This window comes from Arthrobacter globiformis NBRC 12137 (assembly GCF_000238915.1).
Taxonomy (GTDB): domain Bacteria; phylum Actinomycetota; class Actinomycetes; order Actinomycetales; family Micrococcaceae; genus Arthrobacter; species Arthrobacter globiformis.
The window spans coordinates 62,475-79,490 of the sequence record NZ_BAEG01000010.1; the positions used below are offsets into that span (position 1 = coordinate 62,475).

General features: G+C 67.6%; 17 protein-coding genes. All 17 read right to left on the reverse strand.

What is annotated here, in order from left to right; translation table 11 throughout:
- Positions 1-175: 175 nt before the first annotated feature.
- Positions 176-1,651 carry an NAD(P)/FAD-dependent oxidoreductase gene (locus tag ARGLB_RS01455; protein WP_043417637.1) on the reverse strand — a complete coding sequence of 492 codons (1,476 nt, stop codon included), beginning with the start codon at positions 1,649-1,651 and terminating at the stop codon, positions 176-178.
- Positions 1,652-1,685: 34 nt separating this feature from the next.
- Positions 1,686-3,083 carry a S8 family serine peptidase gene (locus ARGLB_RS01460; RefSeq protein ID WP_003798059.1) on the reverse strand — a complete coding sequence of 466 codons (1,398 nt, stop codon included), beginning with the start codon at positions 3,081-3,083 and terminating at the stop codon, positions 1,686-1,688.
- An 18-nt stretch (positions 3,084-3,101) separates the two neighbouring features.
- A complete protein-coding gene (locus tag ARGLB_RS01465) occupies positions 3,102-4,058 on the reverse strand; it encodes a Ppx/GppA phosphatase family protein (RefSeq protein WP_003798061.1) in 957 nt (318 codons plus the stop codon).
- Complete coding sequence (locus ARGLB_RS01470) at positions 4,055-4,774, reverse strand: DUF501 domain-containing protein (RefSeq protein WP_003798063.1); 720 nt, start codon at positions 4,772-4,774, stop codon at positions 4,055-4,057. Before ARGLB_RS01470 ends, ARGLB_RS01465 begins: the two co-directional genes overlap by 4 nt.
- A gap of 75 nt (positions 4,775-4,849) precedes the next feature.
- Positions 4,850-5,620 (reverse strand): FtsB family cell division protein, encoded by a 771-nt coding sequence (locus ARGLB_RS01475; protein ID WP_003798065.1) that lies wholly within the window; start codon positions 5,618-5,620, stop codon positions 4,850-4,852.
- 92 nt (positions 5,621-5,712) lie between these two features.
- The gene (eno, locus tag ARGLB_RS01480) at positions 5,713-6,993 is read right to left on the reverse strand and encodes a phosphopyruvate hydratase (RefSeq protein WP_003798068.1); all 1,281 of its coding nucleotides are present in this window, start codon (positions 6,991-6,993) and stop codon (positions 5,713-5,715) included.
- A 120-nt stretch (positions 6,994-7,113) separates the two neighbouring features.
- Complete coding sequence (locus ARGLB_RS01485) at positions 7,114-7,806, reverse strand: MazG nucleotide pyrophosphohydrolase domain-containing protein (protein WP_003798069.1); 693 nt, start codon at positions 7,804-7,806, stop codon at positions 7,114-7,116.
- Positions 7,799-8,944 carry an adenosine deaminase gene (locus tag ARGLB_RS01490; protein WP_003798071.1) on the reverse strand — a complete coding sequence of 382 codons (1,146 nt, stop codon included), beginning with the start codon at positions 8,942-8,944 and terminating at the stop codon, positions 7,799-7,801. The genes ARGLB_RS01485 and ARGLB_RS01490 overlap by 8 nt, the downstream gene beginning before the upstream one ends.
- An 88-nt stretch (positions 8,945-9,032) precedes the next feature.
- On the reverse strand, positions 9,033-9,731 hold the full coding sequence (locus tag ARGLB_RS01495) for a DedA family protein (RefSeq protein ID WP_003798073.1): 699 nt from the start codon (positions 9,729-9,731) through the stop codon (positions 9,033-9,035).
- A 102-nt stretch (positions 9,732-9,833) separates the two neighbouring features.
- A complete protein-coding gene (locus tag ARGLB_RS01500; RefSeq protein WP_003798076.1) occupies positions 9,834-10,451 on the reverse strand; it encodes a DedA family protein in 618 nt (205 codons plus the stop codon).
- A gap of 2 nt (positions 10,452-10,453) precedes the next feature.
- Positions 10,454-11,764 (reverse strand): thymidine phosphorylase, encoded by a 1,311-nt coding sequence (locus tag ARGLB_RS01505; RefSeq protein WP_085929177.1) that lies wholly within the window; start codon positions 11,762-11,764, stop codon positions 10,454-10,456.
- A gap of 8 nt (positions 11,765-11,772) precedes the next feature.
- Entirely contained in the window at positions 11,773-12,204 is a 432-nt protein-coding gene (locus ARGLB_RS01510) for a cytidine deaminase (protein WP_003798079.1), read from the reverse strand.
- Positions 12,205-12,383: 179 nt separating this feature from the next.
- A complete protein-coding gene (locus ARGLB_RS01515) occupies positions 12,384-13,412 on the reverse strand; it encodes an NADP-dependent oxidoreductase (RefSeq protein WP_003798083.1) in 1,029 nt (342 codons plus the stop codon).
- Positions 13,409-13,840, reverse strand: a complete 432-nt coding sequence (locus ARGLB_RS01520; protein ID WP_003798085.1) for an organic hydroperoxide resistance protein — start codon at positions 13,838-13,840, stop codon at positions 13,409-13,411. The genes ARGLB_RS01515 and ARGLB_RS01520 overlap by 4 nt, the downstream gene beginning before the upstream one ends.
- 34 nt (positions 13,841-13,874) lie before the next feature.
- The gene (locus ARGLB_RS01525; RefSeq protein ID WP_003798086.1) at positions 13,875-14,309 is read right to left on the reverse strand and encodes a MarR family winged helix-turn-helix transcriptional regulator; all 435 of its coding nucleotides are present in this window, start codon (positions 14,307-14,309) and stop codon (positions 13,875-13,877) included.
- Positions 14,310-14,443: 134 nt separating this feature from the next.
- Positions 14,444-15,643: an amidohydrolase gene (locus tag ARGLB_RS01530; protein WP_003798088.1), complete on the reverse strand. Its 1,200-nt coding sequence runs from the start codon at positions 15,641-15,643 to the stop codon at positions 14,444-14,446.
- Positions 15,644-15,802: 159 nt separating this feature from the next.
- The gene (locus ARGLB_RS01535; RefSeq protein WP_003798089.1) at positions 15,803-16,936 is read right to left on the reverse strand and encodes a mannose-1-phosphate guanylyltransferase; all 1,134 of its coding nucleotides are present in this window, start codon (positions 16,934-16,936) and stop codon (positions 15,803-15,805) included.
- Positions 16,937-17,016 lie beyond the last annotated feature (80 nt).

The window sequence follows — 17,016 nt, forward strand, 5'->3', positions numbered from 1 at the left end:
GTCTATGGCTGCACCCTGCCGTTCCCGGGAGGGCCGCACCAAGGTAGACCGCCCCGCCCGGGAAACGCGAAAGCGGCCGTTCCCAAAAGGGAACGGCCGCCGTCGTCGTTTGTGGGGCCTCCGCCGCCGAGGGTTCCCTGGCTGAGCTGAGCGAAGCGAGGGAGGCGGTGGGGATTTACTTGGCCTCAGCCTTGACGGGATCCTTGGCGCCGCCCTGGGGAGCGTCGGCAGCCTTCTCAGCCGGTGCGGCCGGAGCCGGAGCGGCGGGAGCTGCCGGCTTGGGCGCCGGGGTGGCGGCGGCCACGAAGGCGCCGCGCGGGTTGTCCAGGTCCAGCAGCTGGGTGGTGTCGCGGCCTGCGAAGAAGCTCAGGACCCAGTTGAAGATCACGCGGAACTTGCGCTCGAACGTCGGCATGGCCATGCCGTGGTAGCCACGGTGTGCCAGCCACGCGAGGGGGCCCTTGAGCCCGATGCGGCCGAGCAGGTTGATGTTGGCAACACCCTTCCACTCACCGAAGCCGGCCACAGCACCGAGGTTCTTGTGCTTGTAGTCCACCAGCGGCTTGTCCCAGCGGGAAGCCCACAGGTTCTTCGCGAGGCGCTTGGCCTGGCGCAGCGCGTGCTGGGCGTTGGGAACGCAGGTGCCGTCCGGCAGGCCGCCGCCGGTCAGGTCGGGAACCGCGGCGATGTCACCGGCTGCCCAGGCGTTGTCGATGATGCCTTCGTCGCCCGAGATGCGCAGGTCCGGCAGGACGCGGACGCGGCCGCGGGGCTCCAGCGGGAAGTCGGTGGAGCGGACCATCGGGTTGGCCTGCACACCGGCGGTCCACACGAGCGTGTCGGTCTCGAATTCCTGGGCCGGGGTCTTGTCCGGCAGGTTGATGAGCTTGAGGGAACCCTCGGCGTTGTCCAGCGACGTGTTCAGCAGGACCTCGATGCCGCGGCTGCGGAGGTGCTCGACGACCCACTCGGCCTGCTTCGCGGTGACCTCGGGCATGATGCGGCCCATGGCCTCGACGAGGACGAAGCGGACTTCCTCCTGCTTGACGCGCGGGTTGTTCTTGACGGCAGCGCGGGCGAGGTCTTCCATTTCGGTGATGCACTCGATGCCGGCGAAGCCGCCGCCCACCACCACGAAAGTAAGGGCGCGGGCGCGTTCGGCGGGGTCGGTCATGGTGGAGCCGACCTCGATGCGGTCAAGGACCTTGTTGCGCAGCGCAACGGCTTCCTCGATGGTCTTCAGGCCGATGCCCTTGTCCGCCAGGCCCTTGATGGGGAACGTGCGGGTGATGGCGCCGGCGGAAAGCACGACGTCGAAGTACGGCACCTCGAAGTTGTCGCCACCGTCAGCCGGGGCAACCACGGCCGTGCGGTTGGCGTGGTCGATGGATACGACGCGGCCCTGGATGAGCTCGGTCTGCTTGAGGTGCTGGCGGTGCGAGACCACTGCGTGGCGGGCCTCGATGTTTCCGCCGGCAACTTCCGGCAGGAAGGGCTGGTAGGTCATGTAGGGCAGCGGATCAACGACGGTGACGATGCCGCCTGCGTTCGCGATCTTCTTCTGCAGTTTGAGGGCTACGTAAAGGCCGACGTACCCGCCGCCGACGACGAGCACACGCGGACGATCCTGGAGCTGTGGGGTGGTTGCCATAACTCCAGAGTACAGTACTTTGTGAAAATCTTCACTAACTTCGCCTGTGGGCCGGTTCCACCTTTGTCACCGCGCCCGTTTCCGGGTCCTCCACTCCCCCTCCGGTGGCCCGGTACGCCCTCCGGAGCTGGACCGTGCCGGCCACAATGATGGCTATGAACAGCCCGCCAAACCCGATGACCACCGCGGCCGGCAAAGCACTGTCCAGCTGCGACGGCGGCACCGCAACCGGCACGGTCGCCTTGGGCAGGGTCGCCTGGGCGGTGGCTGCCGGGGCCGTCGGCTCGGGAGCGGGCGTGGCGAGGTTCCCGCGCCGGTGCACGCGGATCCAGTCCGCGATGGAACCCAGCGGGTTGGACTTCGTCTCGGCCACGTCGTCCTTGAGTGCCGCCTCCGCGTTGAGGACGCCGAAGCCGTACAGCGGGTCCTTGCCCGGTGAGCCCTCGTCCTTGGCGGTGGAGACGATCCTGTTGATGACCTGCTTGGCGCTCATCTCGGGCCACTTGGAGCGGATCAGTGCCGCAACGCCGGAGACGATGGGCGTGGCACCGGACGTGCCGGCCCATTCCGCGTAGCTGCCGCCTGGCAGTCCGCCGGCGAGCTTCTCCGCAGGTGCTGCCACTCCGATGCTGATGCCCTGGGAGGAGGAATCGGTGCTTGCCTGTCCGTTCAGGTCCAGGCCCGCTACGGTCAGCACGCCGGGGATGGTGGCAGGAGCCCCGACCTGGACGTTGCCGCCCACCCGGTTGCCGGCCGCGGCCACGATGACCACGTCCTTCTGCTCGGCGTACAGGAAGGCGGCGTCCCAGCTTTGCGGCCACTCAGGCGACGTGCTGCCCAGCGAAATGTTGATGACCTTGGCGCCGTTGTCCACCGCCCAGCGCACAGCCTCCGGGATCTGGTCCTGGTCGCTCTTGCCGCCGGGGTTGGCCGATCCCAGCCAGGTGGACACGGACAGGATCTGCGCCTCGGGTGCCACGCCCATGATGCCGTCCGGCTTGGTTTTGGAGGCCGTTGCGGTGGCGTTCGGGGAAGGCTTGGCGCTGGCCGTCGCCTTCTTCGCCGGCTCGTGTCCGCGGCCCGCGAGCATGGTGGCCACCAGCGTGCCGTGCTCGGGCTTGGCACCGATGCTCTTCTCGCCGTCGGGGGCGCCGGCACCGGAGACGTCATGGCCCCCGGCCAGCACGCCCTTGAGGTCGGGGTGGCCGCCGTCCACGCCGCTGTCGATGACAGCAACCTTCACGTTGGCGCCCTTGGAGACCTCCCACGCCTTGGTGATGCCGGCTTCTTTGAGCCAGTACTCCTTGTCCCGCCAGGAGTCGGCCTGCGCGGCCGGTGCGGTGGCGACGGCGGACGCGGCGATCCCGCCGGCAAGCACCGCGGACAGAAGGGCCGAGACCGTCCGGCGAAGCCGGGCTGTTGCTCTGGTCATGCAGGATCCAATACTTGGTTAACTTGGTGCCTCGGCACTCAGGGCAATTCCATCAAGAATATCGTGCTCGCTGGCGGTGGCCGTAATTATGCGGCCGCTGCTGAGTTCGCCCATGCGGCTGAGGATGCGTCGCCAGACCAGCGCGCCGGCGCCAATGACGTCCACCCGGCCGGGGTGCATGTACGGCAGTTCGGCCCTCTGCGCCCGCGGCATCTGCAGCAGGTCGGTGGCTGCCGCCTGGACCGCAGAGATGGACAGTTCGGCGCCGTGGATGGCCCCGGGCAGGTATTCGGGCAGCTTGAGCGCGTGCGCGGTGATGGTGGTGATTGAGCCGGCAACCCCGACGACGGCGGTGCTGCGTTCCAGCGGAACGTCCAGGTGCGCTTCGGCAATGGCGGCGTCGACGTCTGCCTCCGCGGCGGCGATCTGTTCGGCCGTGGGCGGATCCGACGTGAGGTGGCGCTCGGTCAGCCGGACGCAGCCGATGTCCACCGACTTCGCGGCGATCACGCCGTTGGCGTCACCGAGCACAAACTCCGTGCTGCCGCCGCCCAGGTCCACCACCAGGACTTTGTCCTCGGCCGAGATAGGCAGCACGCTGCTGGCGCCGGCGAAGGAAAGCGCTGCTTCCTCTTGGCCGGTGATCACCTCAGGCTCCACGCCGATGAGGTTCCGGATGCCGTCCACGAAGACCTGGCGGTTCCGGGCGTCCCGGCTGGCCGAGGTGGCCACGAAGCGGACTTTCCGGGCCTGGTACTCGCGGATAAGCGCGGCGTAGTCAGCCGTGGCCGCGAAGGTGCGCTCCAGCGCTTCGGGCGCCAGCTCGCCGGTAGCGTCGACGCCCTGGCCGAGGCGGACCACGCGCATTTCGCGCACGATATCGGTGAGCCTGGCGGCCCCGTTGCTGCGGTCGATGTCGGCGATGAGCAGGCGGATGGAGTTGGTACCGCAGTCAATGGCGGCCACCCGGGTCATGCGCCTGCCTCCGTTGTGGTTGCGCCGGTGGTGTCTGTGGCGGGGGCGTCCGTTGTGGTTGCGTCCGCCCTGGATTTGCGGACGGGCGCCGGCCGGCCGACGATGTCCGGCAGCCCCTGCGGGCCGTGGCGGCTGAGGTCCCGGGAAGGTGCCTCACCGGCCGTGTCCCAGGCGCCGTCGCAGTAGCAGCGGTCGGCGGTCCACCATTCGCTGATGGCCGCGACGGCCTCGTCTCCCAGCGGATTGACGCCCGGCCCGGCGGCCAGCGAGTGTCCCACCAGGACGTGCAGGCACTTGACGCGGGTGGGCATGCCGCCGGCGGAGACGCCGTCGATCTCCGGGACGTCACCGATGCCCGAGCGTGCTCCGATGTCGGCGCGGGCAGCCAGGTACGCCTCGTGGGCGTTCCGGTAGGAGGCCGCCAACGATTCGTCGGCGGCAAGCCGGTCGTTCATGTCGTTCATGAGGCCGCCTGCTTCAAGCCGGGAGACCGCCGACGTGATGACGGGGTGGGTCACGTAGAACGTGGTGGGGAATGGTGTTCCGTTGCTGAGGCGCGGGGATGTTGCCGCCACGAGCGGGTTCCCGCAGACGCAGCGCGCCGGGATTTCCACAACGTCACGCACCGGCCTCCCCAGCTGGCGGCTGAGCACATCGAGGTCCTGCGCTGATGGCTGCCGGGATTCACCGGGGGCGGTTGCCGTGTTGTCGTCCACTGGCGTGGCCGTCCTTCCTGCCCGGATCTGGCTGCCCCGAAAATCCGGTGGACAGTCCCGCGGCGGGCGCCGCTCCTAGTCTGTTGCCGAGCGCCTGACGGACTCCCAGAGGGAATCCACCCAGGGCACGTCGGCGGGGTCTTGTGTTTCTGCTGCACTGGGCTGGCTGCCTGATGCGCCGGCCGGCAGGTCGCTGCCGAACACCCAGTAGCCGGTCTCTCCCGGCATAACCATGTTAATGCGGTCCCGGGCCTGCTGCTTGACGTAGTTAGGATCCTGCCAGCGCGAGACCTGCCGTTTGAGGTTGTCCTGGGTCGCCTTGCTGTCTGCGATGTCCGACTCCAGGGCCGCGATTTCCGCCCGCTTGTCGATAAAGATCTTCACGGTGGGGGCCAGCATGATGGTGATGGCAACCATCACCACGGCCAGCGCCAGCATGCGCCCGGAAAACGCCTTGGCGGGAACGGGGTCCAGGTTCTCTTCCTCGGCCGCAACGGCTGATGACCCGGACTTTCCGCGGCTGTTCCCGGCGCTGCCAGGCTTTCCGGCGGTTCCCTTGCTGCCGGCTCCGGGCTTCGGGCCGGCCTTGTCACCCGGACTTGCTTTGGTGCCAGTGGCCGTCCTGGTAGCGTCTGTCCTGGAACCGCCACTTTTGGTGCCGGCGCCGGTGGCGCTGCCCGGTGCTTTCGCGCCCGCGCCTGGGTGTCCCGTCCCGGATTCATGGGTGGCCGTGGCCGGACGCGGGCCGCCGAAGTCCGCCTGGATGACGTCTCCCCCGGCCGATCCGGCGGAGGACTGCTGTGCAGGTGGGGTCACCCTGGGAACTTTGGGACGGCGGGTAGCCATGACACTCCTGTAACGTGTGGGCGCCTAAAACAAACAAAACCGGTGGCTATGGTCTTTCCACCATAGCCACCGGTCAGCTGTTTCTTGGGCTACTAGGCCTTGAAACGCGGGAACGCGCTGCGGCCGGCGTAGCGTGCGGCGTCGTCGAGTTCCTCTTCGATGCGCAGCAGCTGGTTGTACTTTGCAACGCGCTCGGAGCGGGCCGGGGCACCGGTCTTGATCTGCCCGGCGTTGGTGGCAACGGCGATGTCGGCGATCGTGGTGTCCTCGGTCTCGCCGGAGCGGTGCGAGGTGATGGTGGTGTAACCGGAGCGCTGGGCCAGGGAAACGGCGTCCAGGGTTTCGGTCAGGGAGCCGATCTGGTTGACCTTGACCAGCAGGGAGTTGGCCGTGGCGGCGTCGATGCCCTGCTGCAGGCGCTCGGGGTTGGTGACGAACAGGTCGTCACCCACCAGCTGGACCTTGTCACCGATGGTGTCGGTGAGGATCTTCCAGCCTTCCCAGTCGTTCTCGTCCAGCGGGTCCTCGATGGAAACCAGCGGGTAGTCGGCAACGAGTTCGGCGTAGTAGGCGCTCATCTCGGCGGCGCTCAGGGCCTTGCCCTCGAACTGGTAGGCACCATCCTTGAAGAACTCGGAGGAGGCGACGTCCAGGGCCAGGGCGATGTCGGTGCCCGGGGTGTAGCCGGCGTTCTGGATGGCTTCCTGGATCAGGTCCAGGGCAGCGCGGTTGGACGGCAGGTTCGGGGCGAAGCCGCCCTCGTCGCCGAGGCCGGTGGAGAGGCCCTTCTGCTGCAGCACGGACTTGAGGTTGTGGTAAACCTCAACACCCCAGCGCAGGCCCTCGGAGAAGGTCTCGGCGCCGATCGGGGCGATCATGAATTCCTGGATGTCGACGTCGGAGTCCGCGTGCGAGCCGCCGTTGAGGATGTTCATCAGCGGAACGGGCAGGACGTGGGCGTTCGGGCCGCCCAGGTACTTGTACAGCGGCAGGTCAGCGGAGGCTGCTGCGGCGTTGGCAACGGCCAGGGAGACGCCCAGGATGGCGTTGGCGCCCAGCTTGGCCTTGTTGGCGGTGCCGTCCAGGTCGATCATGGCCTGGTCGATGCTGCGCTGGTCGGTGGCGTCAAAGCCGGTCAGGGCCGGTGCGATCTGGTCGATGACGGCGTCAACGGCCTTCTGGACACCCTTGCCGAGGTAGCGGCCCTTGTCGCCGTCGCGCAGTTCGACGGCTTCGTGCTCGCCGGTGGACGCACCGGACGGAACGGCAGCGCGGCCGATCTGGCCGTCGGAGAGGAGAACTTCAACTTCGACGGTGGGGTTGCCACGGGAATCGAGGATCTCGCGGGCGTGGATGGCATCGATAAGCGCCATGGATTTGCTCCTTATGGGCAATTTACTGGGGAACTTTAGCGGAAAATCTCGACGTCCTCGTCTGGGACTAGCCTAGTCGAGAGTGGTGCACGTTACGGAAACCTATCCAGAACCCGGACGTCATGATCCGGGTGCTGAAGATTCCGGGTAGCGGTTCTGGTATCGCCGGACGGCCCCGCGGAGGGCACGTTCGGCGTCGAACCCCCTGTCCCGGGCAGAACGGACGACGGCGAGCAGCAGCTCGCCGAGTTCGGCTTCGGTCTCCATCGTTTCGGCGAGGCTGGTTTCGAGGGGCCTGGTTTCGACGGGCTCAACCGGCGGGAGCAGCCCGGCCCGTTCGGCCCGGTCAAGGGTTTTCTGGGCCCGGGCCAATGCCGGCAATGCCACCGGGATGCCTTCGAAGGGCGTGCTGCGCTCCGGGCTTTCGGCCTTTTTCACGGCATCCCACTTGAGCACGATCTCCTCCACCGTGGCGGGAAAGGAGTCCTGGAGGGAACCGTCCGGGCGGAAGACGTGGGGGTTGCGGCGGATCATCTTCCCGGTGAGGCCGCGCGCGACGTCGCCGAAGCCGAACACCCCGCGTTCCTCGGCGAGCCGGGCATGCAGCACCACCTGGAGCAGCACATCGCCCAGCTCGCCTTTCAGGTCAGCCTCGTCCGCACCGGTCTCGATGGTCTCGGCCACTTCGTAGGCCTCCTCCAGCAGGTATTCCACGAGTGACTCGTGGGTGAGGGCGCCCATCCACGGGCAGTGCTCGCGGAGGGCGGCAATCACCCGCAGCAGCTCCCCCACCGGGTCGGGGCTTTCAGCCAAGGTCGCCGTACGCGTCGTTGATGTACTCCACGAGGGCTTCCTTTTCCTCGAGGGGCAGGAAGGAGGCCTCGGCGGCGTTGAGCGTGAGCTCCAGCAGGTCGTCGAGGTCGTAGTCGAAGGTCTCGACCAGCAGTTCGAACTCGTCGGTGAGCGTCACGCCGCTCATCAGCCGGTTGTCGGTGTTGATGGTCACGTTGAAACCCAGCTGGTAGAGCATGTCCAGCGGGTGGCTCCCGATGCCCTCACCGAAGGCGGCAATGGCTCCGGTCTGCAGGTTCGAGGACGGGCAGATTTCCAGGGCGATGCCGCGGTCGCGGATCCAGCTGGACAGGTTGCCCAGGGTGACCAGGCCGATGTTGTCGCTGTCCTCGTCGTCGGCGTCGTCCTCGTCGAACTCCACCATGATGTCTTCGGCGATGCGGACACCGTGGCCCAGGCGCAGCGCGCGGCCGTCAACCAGGGCGGACTGGATGCTGTCCAAGCCGGCGGCTTCGCCGGCGTGCACGGTGGCCGGGAAGTTGTTTTCGGCCAGGTAGGTGAAGGCGTCCCGGAAGCGCGAGGGCAGGAAGCCGTCCTCGGCGCCGGCGATATCGAACCCTACGGCGCCCTTGTCGCGGTGCCGAACGGCGAGTTCGGCGATTTCCTGGCCGCGGTCGGCGTGGCGCATGGCCGTGATGAGCTGGCCAACCTGGATCTCGCGGCCGGTCTCGGCCACGGCCTCCACACCGGCTTCGAGGCCTTCCTGGACCGCTTCGACAACCTCGTCCAGGGTCAGTCCCTTCTGGAGGTGCTGCTCAGGTGCCCAGCGCACTTCGCCGTACACCACGCCGTCGTCCGCCAGATCCTCCACGAACTCCTTGGCGACGCGGAACAGCCCTTCCTTGGTCTGCATAACGGCGACCGTGTGGTCGAACGTCTCCAGGTAGCGGACCAGCGAGCCGGAGTCGGCGGATTCGCGGAACCATTCGCCCAGCGCGGTCGGGTCGGTGGAGGGGAGGGTGTGCCCCACCGCCTCCGCCAGCTCAATGATGGTGGCAGGGCGCAGGCCGCCGTCGAGGTGGTCGTGAAGGGATACCTTGGGCAGGCTCTTCAGGTCGAAGTCAAGGGCAGGGGCGGCGTCAACGATTGGCTCAGTCACGTACCAACTCTAGGGTTGGACCGGCAGCAATGCCAACGCGCGTTGCTGCCCGGTAACGGGCGGCGCGAAAGACCGCTCGGCCGCGCAGTTAGGCCACGCGACTGGCCTGTTCCCGACCGCCGTCCGGGACAGTCTCCCCGTCCAACGCGGGGGTCCCTTCCGGCTCAGCGGCGGCATCGTTGCGGCCGAGGCGCTTGTGCCACCAGCGGAGGGCGTGGTCGATGATGATTCCCAGGATGATGGCGAACACGACGGCGATGCCGGCACCGAGCAGCGGGTTGTGGTGCAGCCACGGGAAGGAGCTGGCGACGAGGCCGATGCCAATCGAATAGCCCACCCACGTGAAGCAGGCGAAGGCATCCAGCAGGAAGAACCTGCGGTGCGGGTACCCGGTGGTGCCGGCGACGTAATTCACGGCCACGCGGCCCCACGGGATGTAGCGCGCCGTGAAGATCAGCACGGCGCCGCGCTTCTCCAGTTCGTACCGCGCCCAGCCGAAGACCTTTTGAACCCTGGGCCGCCGCATCCATTTCCAGCGCTCCAGGCCGATCTTCCGGCCCAGCATGTAGGCCATGTTGTCACCGGCGATGGCGCCGGTCAGGGCAGTCAGGCCGAGGATCCAGAGATTGGGCTCGCCGCTGTGCCGGGAGAAGGCCGCCAATGCCACGATGAGCGTCTCGCTGGGGACCACCATCGCGAACCCGTCAACGAAGAAAAACACCAGCAAAACGGGATAAATCCACCACTGACCCGCTGCATGGAGCACGGCCTCATTAATAAACTCCACGCGGGTGTTGCTCCTAGGGACTATAACAAGACGGGAAGTGACGCAAATCGCTCTTTAGTGTCGCATGGCGGGAGGATAGTCCGCTACGCCTTGATTGGAAAGTCAACGTTCTTCCAACGGGTCCTGAACGCGGTTCCTGAGCCGGTTGATACCGACGTCCACCAGGATGCCCAGAACAATGGCGCAGATAATGGCGATTACGGCCCCGAGCAGGTGGTTTTCCTCGAACCACTGGCCGAAGAACAGCCCGATGGCCACTGAGTACGAGGCCCAGAGGGTGGCGGAAAGCACAGTCAGCCCGATGAAGCGGGGATGGGAATAATGCGTGGCTCCGGCGGTCAGGTTGACTGCCACCCTGCCGATGGGGACGAACCGCGCCACGAGTATCAGCGACGCCGGCCGCTTGCGCAGCTCCCGTCCGGCCCACCGGAACGCGCGCTGCATCCGCGGCCCCCGCATCCACGCCCAGCGCTGTGTGCCCACGCCCCGGCCGATGAGATAGGCGGCGTTGTCGCCGGTAAACGCGCCCAGTCCTGCTACCGCCGCGAGCAGCCACGGGTTGGGAACGTCCGCCGTAGCGGCGACAGCGGCCAGCCCCACCACCACGGATTCGCTGGGGATGGGCGGGAAGAAGCCGTCGATGACGCAGCAGGCGAGGACGATGAACAGGACCCAGGGCTGGCCGGCGGCAGCCAGGATGAAGTCATTGATGGCCTGCACGGTCAGGCGATGCGGTCGATGATGAGCTGCTGGGCAGGCCTGGAACCCTCCGGCGCGATGGTGACGGCATGGTCGAGCGCCTCCTTGGCCCGGGCAAACTTCTCCGGCGTGTCCGTCAGCAGGGTCATCAGCGGTTCACCGGCACGCACAGTTGCGCCGGGCTTGGCGTGCATCCGGACGCCCGCGGCTGCCTGCACCGCGTCTTCCTTCCGCGCCCGGCCGGCGCCGAGCCGCCAGGCCGCCACACCCACGGCGAACGCGTCGAGCTCCACAAGAACACCGTCGGCGGGCGCGTAGATGGTTTCCGTTTCCCTGGCCACCGGCAGCTTGGCCCGCGGGTCGCCGCCCTGCGCAGCGATCATCCGGTTCCAGACGTCCATGGCCCTGCCGTCTTTGAGCGCAGCGGCGGGATCGGCGCCGGAAACACCGGCACACCGCAGCATCTCCTCTGCGAGCCTGACCGTCAGCTCGACGACATCGGCAGGGCCGCCGCCCGCAAGGACCTCGACGGATTCCTCCACCTCGATGGCGTTGCCGGCGGTGAGTCCAAGAGGAGTGCTCATGTTGGTCAGCAGGGCCACGGTTTCCACTCCGGCGTCTTTGCCGAGGGCCACCATGGTCTCAGCCAGTTCGCGTGCGCCGGCCTCGTCCTTCATGAACGCCCCGCTCCCCACCTTGACGTCCAGCACCAGCGAGCCTGTGCCCTCGGCGATCTTCTTGCTCATGATCGACGAGGCCAGCAGCGGGATGGACTCGACGGTGCCCGTGACGTCGCGGAGCGCGTAGAGCTTCCGGTCCGCGGGAGCGAGCCCCGCGCCGGCGGCGCAGATCACCGCACCCACGTCCTGGAGCTGGGCCAGCATTTCATCGTTGCTCAGGGACGCGCGCCAGCCCGGAATGGACTCGAGCTTGTCCAGCGTGCCGCCGGTGTAGCCCAGCCCGCGCCCGGACAGCTGCGGCACTGCCACTCCAAACACGGCGACGAGGGGCGCCAGCGGCAGGGTGATCTTGTCCCCGACTCCGCCCGTGGAGTGCTTGTCGGTGGTTACCTTCACACCGCCGTCCGGCCGCCGGAGGCCGGAGAAGTCCAGCCGCTCCCCCGAGGCGATCATCGCCGCGGTCCACTGCGCGATCTCGGCACGGTCCATGCCGTTGAGCAGGATGGCCATGTTCAGGGCGGCCATCTGCTCCTCCGCGATGACGCCGCGGGTATACGCGTCGATGGTCCAGGCAATCTGCTCGGGGCTCAGGGCACCCTTGTCGCGCTTGGTCCGGATGATCTCGACGGCGTCGAACGCCTGGGTTTCCTTCAAAGGACGTGTCACCGGGTTCCCTCCAGGTGTTCGGGGCCAAATGCGTCGGGCAGCACCTGGTCCATGGTCTTGATCCCCTGCGTGGTCATCAGCTCCATGCCGGGTGCCCGGAACTCGTGCAGCAGCTGCCGGCAGCGTCCGCAGGGCATGAGCACGTTGCCGCCGCCGTCGACGCAGTAGAAGGCGCGCAGCAGGCCGCCGCCGGTCATCTGCAGGTTCCCCACGAGGACGCACTCGGCGCACAGGGTCAGGCCGTAGCTGGCGTTTTCCACGTTGCAGCCGCTCACTATCCGGCCGTCCGCCGTGAAGGCCGCGGCCCCCACCGGAAAGTTCGAGTAGGGCGCGTAGGCGGACTTCATGGCGTCGAGCGCGGCGGCTTCCAGGGCCGTCCAGTCGATGTTGGCGCCCGTTTCGTTGGCGTCGTTCTGCACGGCCGTCACCCCTTGGCGTACTGGATGCCGCTGGCCGGCACCCGGGTGCGCCGAAGCGCACTCATGACCCCACTTTAGTGTCCTGTGGCATGTCCCGTTAACGCGTCGAGCGCGAACGCACACCTGTGGCCCCTGGGGTAGGAGATTAAGTGTCCGTTCGCGCTCGGGGGTGACGGCCGTTGCACGGGCTAGAGCCGGACGAGCATCTTCCCGGTGTTCCCGCCGTCGAGCATGTCCATGAAGGCCTGCGGTGCGTTCTCCAGGCCGTCGACTATGGTCTCGTCGTACCGGACGGTCCCGTCGGCGAGCCAGCCGGCCATCCGCCCGGCGAATTCGGCGGCATGCTGGCGCTGGCCGCCCACCAGGAACCCGCGCAGGGTGAGCTGCTTGCCGATCGCCACGGCCAGGTTGCGTGGCGCGGCCGGCGGTTCCGTCGAGTTGTACTGGGCGATGGCGCCGCACATGGCCACGCGGCCGGCCACGTTCAGGACGGACAGCGCCGCCTCGAGTTGGTCACCGCCAACGTTGTCGAAGTACACGTCTATGCCGTTGCTGCCCGCGGCGGCCTTCAGCTGGTCCAGCACCGGGGCATCGCGGTAGTTGAACGCCGCATCGAAGCCCAGTTCCAGCAGCCGGGCAACTTTTTCCGGTGTGCCCGCACTGCCAATTACCTTTGAGGCTCCCATCGCCTTGGCGATCTGTCCCGCGAGCGAGCCAACCGCACCGGCGGCCCCCGAGACGAAAACAGCGTCCCCGGGCTTGAACTCCGCCACCTTCAGCAGACCGGCGTACGCGGTGAGTCCGGTCATGCCCAGCGCACCCAGGAAGGCAGAGGCCGGGGCGAGGGTTGTGTCCGCGGGGGTAGTCCGCTCCGCGTCCACCACCGCATGCTCCCGCCAGCCGAGTTGATGTACGACGACGTCCCCCACCTTGCGCTGATCGGACCGGGACGCGATCACCTCGCCCACCGCACCGCCGTCGAGCGCTTCGTCCAGCGCGAACGGCGCTGAATAGGATTTCGCGTCGTTCATGCGGCCGCGCATGTAGGGGTCCACCGAGATGAACAGGTTCCGGACCAGGACCTGGCCCTCCTTGAGGGCCGGGACGGCCGTCTCGGCGAGCCTGAAGTTTTCCGGGACGGGCCGTCCCGACGGGCGCGAGGCCAGCTGGATCTCGCGGGTGATCACCGGCAATGCCGTTGCTGCGCCGGCGCTCACGCTGCGAACTCCACGAGCGTGAGCGCGACGTCCATGTTGCCGCGCGTCACATTGGAGTACGGGCAGATGCTGTGCGCCTTGGCCATGAGCGTCTCGGCGGTACCGCGGTCCAGTGCCGGGAGGGCGACTTCCAGCTCGGCGGCGAGGCCGTAGCCGTCGCGGTCCTCGAGGGCGCCGAAGTGGATCTTGGCTGCGACAGCGGAGTCAGTGAGGTCTGCCTTTGCCTGCCGGCCCACCACGCGGAGGGCGGAGTGGAAGCAGGCCGCATAGCCGGCAGCGAACAGCTGCTCCGGGTTGGTGCCGTGGCCGCTGCCGCCCAGCTCCACCGGGCTGGCCAGGTTGACGTCGAGTTTGCCGTCCTTGGTGCGCGCGGAACCGTCGCGGCCTTCGCCGGACGCGAGGGCCTCGGCTGTGTAGAGAGTTTTCAAAGTGTTCCTTCCGGTTGGGAGGTTTGGGGGCTGCCTAAAGCGAACCGTGCAGGGCAGCTGTGAGCTTGCCGAGGGTTTCGCGCAGCTGGTCAAGTTCGCTGGGGCTCAGGCCCGCTGCGGCGGCAAGGTGTTGGGGTACGCCGGAGGCCTTGCTGCTGAGGGCCTTGCCTGCCCCGGTCAGGTGCACGGCGACGCGGCGCTCATCCTCCGCCGAGCGCCGCCGCTCCACGAGGCCCAGCGCCTCGAGACGCTTGAGGAGGGGCGAGAGGGTTCCGGAGTCGAGGCCCAGCTCCTCCCCCAGTTCCCGCACGCCGCGCGGCTCGTTCTCCCACAGCACGAGCATGACGAGGTACTGCGGGTACGTCAGGCCCAGTTCCTCCAGGAGCGGGCGGTAGACGGCGGTGGCGGCCCGCGACGCGGAATAGAGGGCAAAGCACACCTGGCGGTCAAGACGGGGAGCATCGGGCATACCCACAACGGTAGCGGGCAATTCAATTGTGCACAACTTACCGGCGGGAAGGAAAGCGCGAACTGGCAGCTGATGCCCGCAAACCAGGGATTTGAGGGGATCAGCTGCCAGTTCGCGCTATGGCGTTGCGGGGCCTAGAGATCGCGGATGGTGCGGAGCGCTGCGGCGGTGAGGACCTGGATGCCGAAGCCGAGGGCCCGCTCGTCCAGGATGTAGTCGCCGCGGTGCAGGTCGTACTCCTCGCCGCCGGGCGTCTTGGTGCCGAGGCGCATCATGGCCCCCGGCAGCTCGGCCAGGAACCAGGCGAAGTCCTCCCCGCCCATGGACTGCGGCGTCAGCACTACTGCGCCTTCGCCGATCTCGGCTCGTGCGGCCGCCTCGATCAGCGCCGTCTCGTGCTCGGAGTTGACCACCGGAGGAACGCCCCGGGTGTGCTCCAGCCGCACGTCGACGCCGTACGGCGCGGCCACCTGGTGCACCACTTCGTCCAGCAGTTCGCCGGCGCTGTGCCACGCGTCGCGGTCCAGGCAGCGCATGGTTCCGGCCATGTACCCCGTGCCGGGGATCGCGTTGGGCGCCGAACCCGCGGAGATGTGCCCCCACACAACGGAGACGCCGCTGCGGACATCCACCCGGCGGGAGAGGACGGCCGGCACGTTCACGGCGATCTGCGCCAGCGCGAAAACAAGTTCCTCGGTGAGGTGCGGGCGCGAGGTGTGCCCGCCGCGGCCGGACAGTTCAATCCGGATGGTGTCCGACGCCGAGGTGATGGCGCCGATGCGGGTGCCGATCTTGCCCACTTCGATGCGCGGGTCACAGTGCAGCGCCAGGATGCGGGGCACGCCTTCCAGCACGCCCTGCTCGATGCAGGAGTGCGCCCCGCCGGGCATGGTTTCCTCGGCAGGCTGGAAGATGATGCGCACGGATCCGCCCAGCGGGGACTCCTGGTGCATGCGGTGCAGCACGAGGGCGATGCCCAGCATGGTGGTGGTGTGCACGTCGTGGCCGCAGGCATGCGTGACGCCATGGTTCTTCGAGGCGAACGGCAGTCCCGTTTCCTCGATGATCGGCAGGGCGTCAATGTCACCGCGCAGCGCCGTGGCGATCGGGCCTTCGCCGATGTCAACGGTCAGGCCGGTGCCCTCGAGCCGGCGGGGCTCGAGGCCGGCAGCCTCCAGCCGCTCCACCAGTTTGTCCGTGGTCCGGAATTCCCTGAAGGACAGTTCGGGGTGCGCATGCAGGTCACGGCGAAAATCGATCAGTTCCGGCAGCAGGGGCTCGAGCCACGGCCCCACCAGGGCGGTGGGCTCAGCTTCAGTAGTGTAATTGCGCACACCTCAACTGTAGCGAGGCCGGGAAAATTAGCGGCATCGCCTTCTCCGCGTTACGTGTTCGCCGTCCCCGGTCTACTTAGGACCGGTGGGCGCACAACGGCAGGGGCCGGCGCACTGAAGTGCACCGGCCCCTGGAACGTTCTGCAGGAAGACGTTCTGCTAGAGGACGTCGGTGTCGCCGCTGGCCTTCAGGGCGTCCACCGCCTGCTTCACCCGCTGCGAGTGCTGCTTGGTGGTGACCAGCAGCGCATCCGGGGTATCGACGATGACGACGTCCTTGATGCCGATCAGCGCGATGACACGCTTGGTGTCCGAGACCACCACGCCGCTGGCGTTTTCGGTGAAAACGCGTGCGCCCTCACCGAGGACGGTCACCTCGTCCACTTCCTTGGCGCTGTTGAGCCGGCCCACGGAGGCGAAGTCACCGACGTCGTCCCAGCGGAAGGAACCGGGCACTACGGCGACGTCCCCGGCCGCCGCTGCGGGCTCGGCGACTGCATAGTCAATGGCGATCTTGGGCAGGGTGGGCCAGATTCGGGCTGTGACTTCGTCACGCTGCGGCGTGTCCCAGGCCTCGGCGATTTCCTGCAGGCCGTTGAACAGTTCGGGCTGGTTCGCTTCCAGGTGCTTGAGCATGAGGGACACGGGCGCCACGAACATGCCGGCGTTCCAGACGTACTCGCCGCTGTCCACGTACTGCTGGGCAACGTCCTCGTCCGGCTTCTCCACGAACTCCACTACGGCCTGGGCGCTGGACGCGCCGGGAATGTGCAGCGAGTTACCGGACCGGATATAGCCGAAGCCCGTGGACGGGTGGGTCGGCTTGATGCCGATGGTCACGATCTTGCCGGCCGCCGCGGTGTGGATGGCTTCCCGTACGGCGTCCTGGAAGAGACCGTCGGGGCTGATCACGTGGTCCGCGGCAAAGGAGCCCATGATGGTGTCCGGATCGCGCTGGTGCAGGATGGCTGCGGCCAGGCCGATCGCGGCGCCGGAGTCCTTCGGTTCACTCTCGAGCACGAGGTCGCCGTCCTGGACCTCGGGCAGCTGGCGGCACACGGCCGCACGGTGCGCCACACCGGTAACCACGAGGACGCGGTTGCCGGCCAGCGGTTCGAGTCGGTCGTAGGTGGCACGCAGAAGCGTGCTTCCTGAACCGGTGAGGTCATGAAGGAATTTGGGAGCTGCTGCACGTGACAGAGGCCAGAGGCGGGTCCCCACACCGCCCGCAGGAATCACAGCGATAAAACGGCTGAGCGGTGAATCCTGGCTTGTCACTTTGTCGTTACTCATCAGTGCCTACTTTAGCCGACGCGCCTCAAGGCGGCCTTTCGCCGGGAGCTGGGGTGCGGATACAGTGGCAACACATGTGG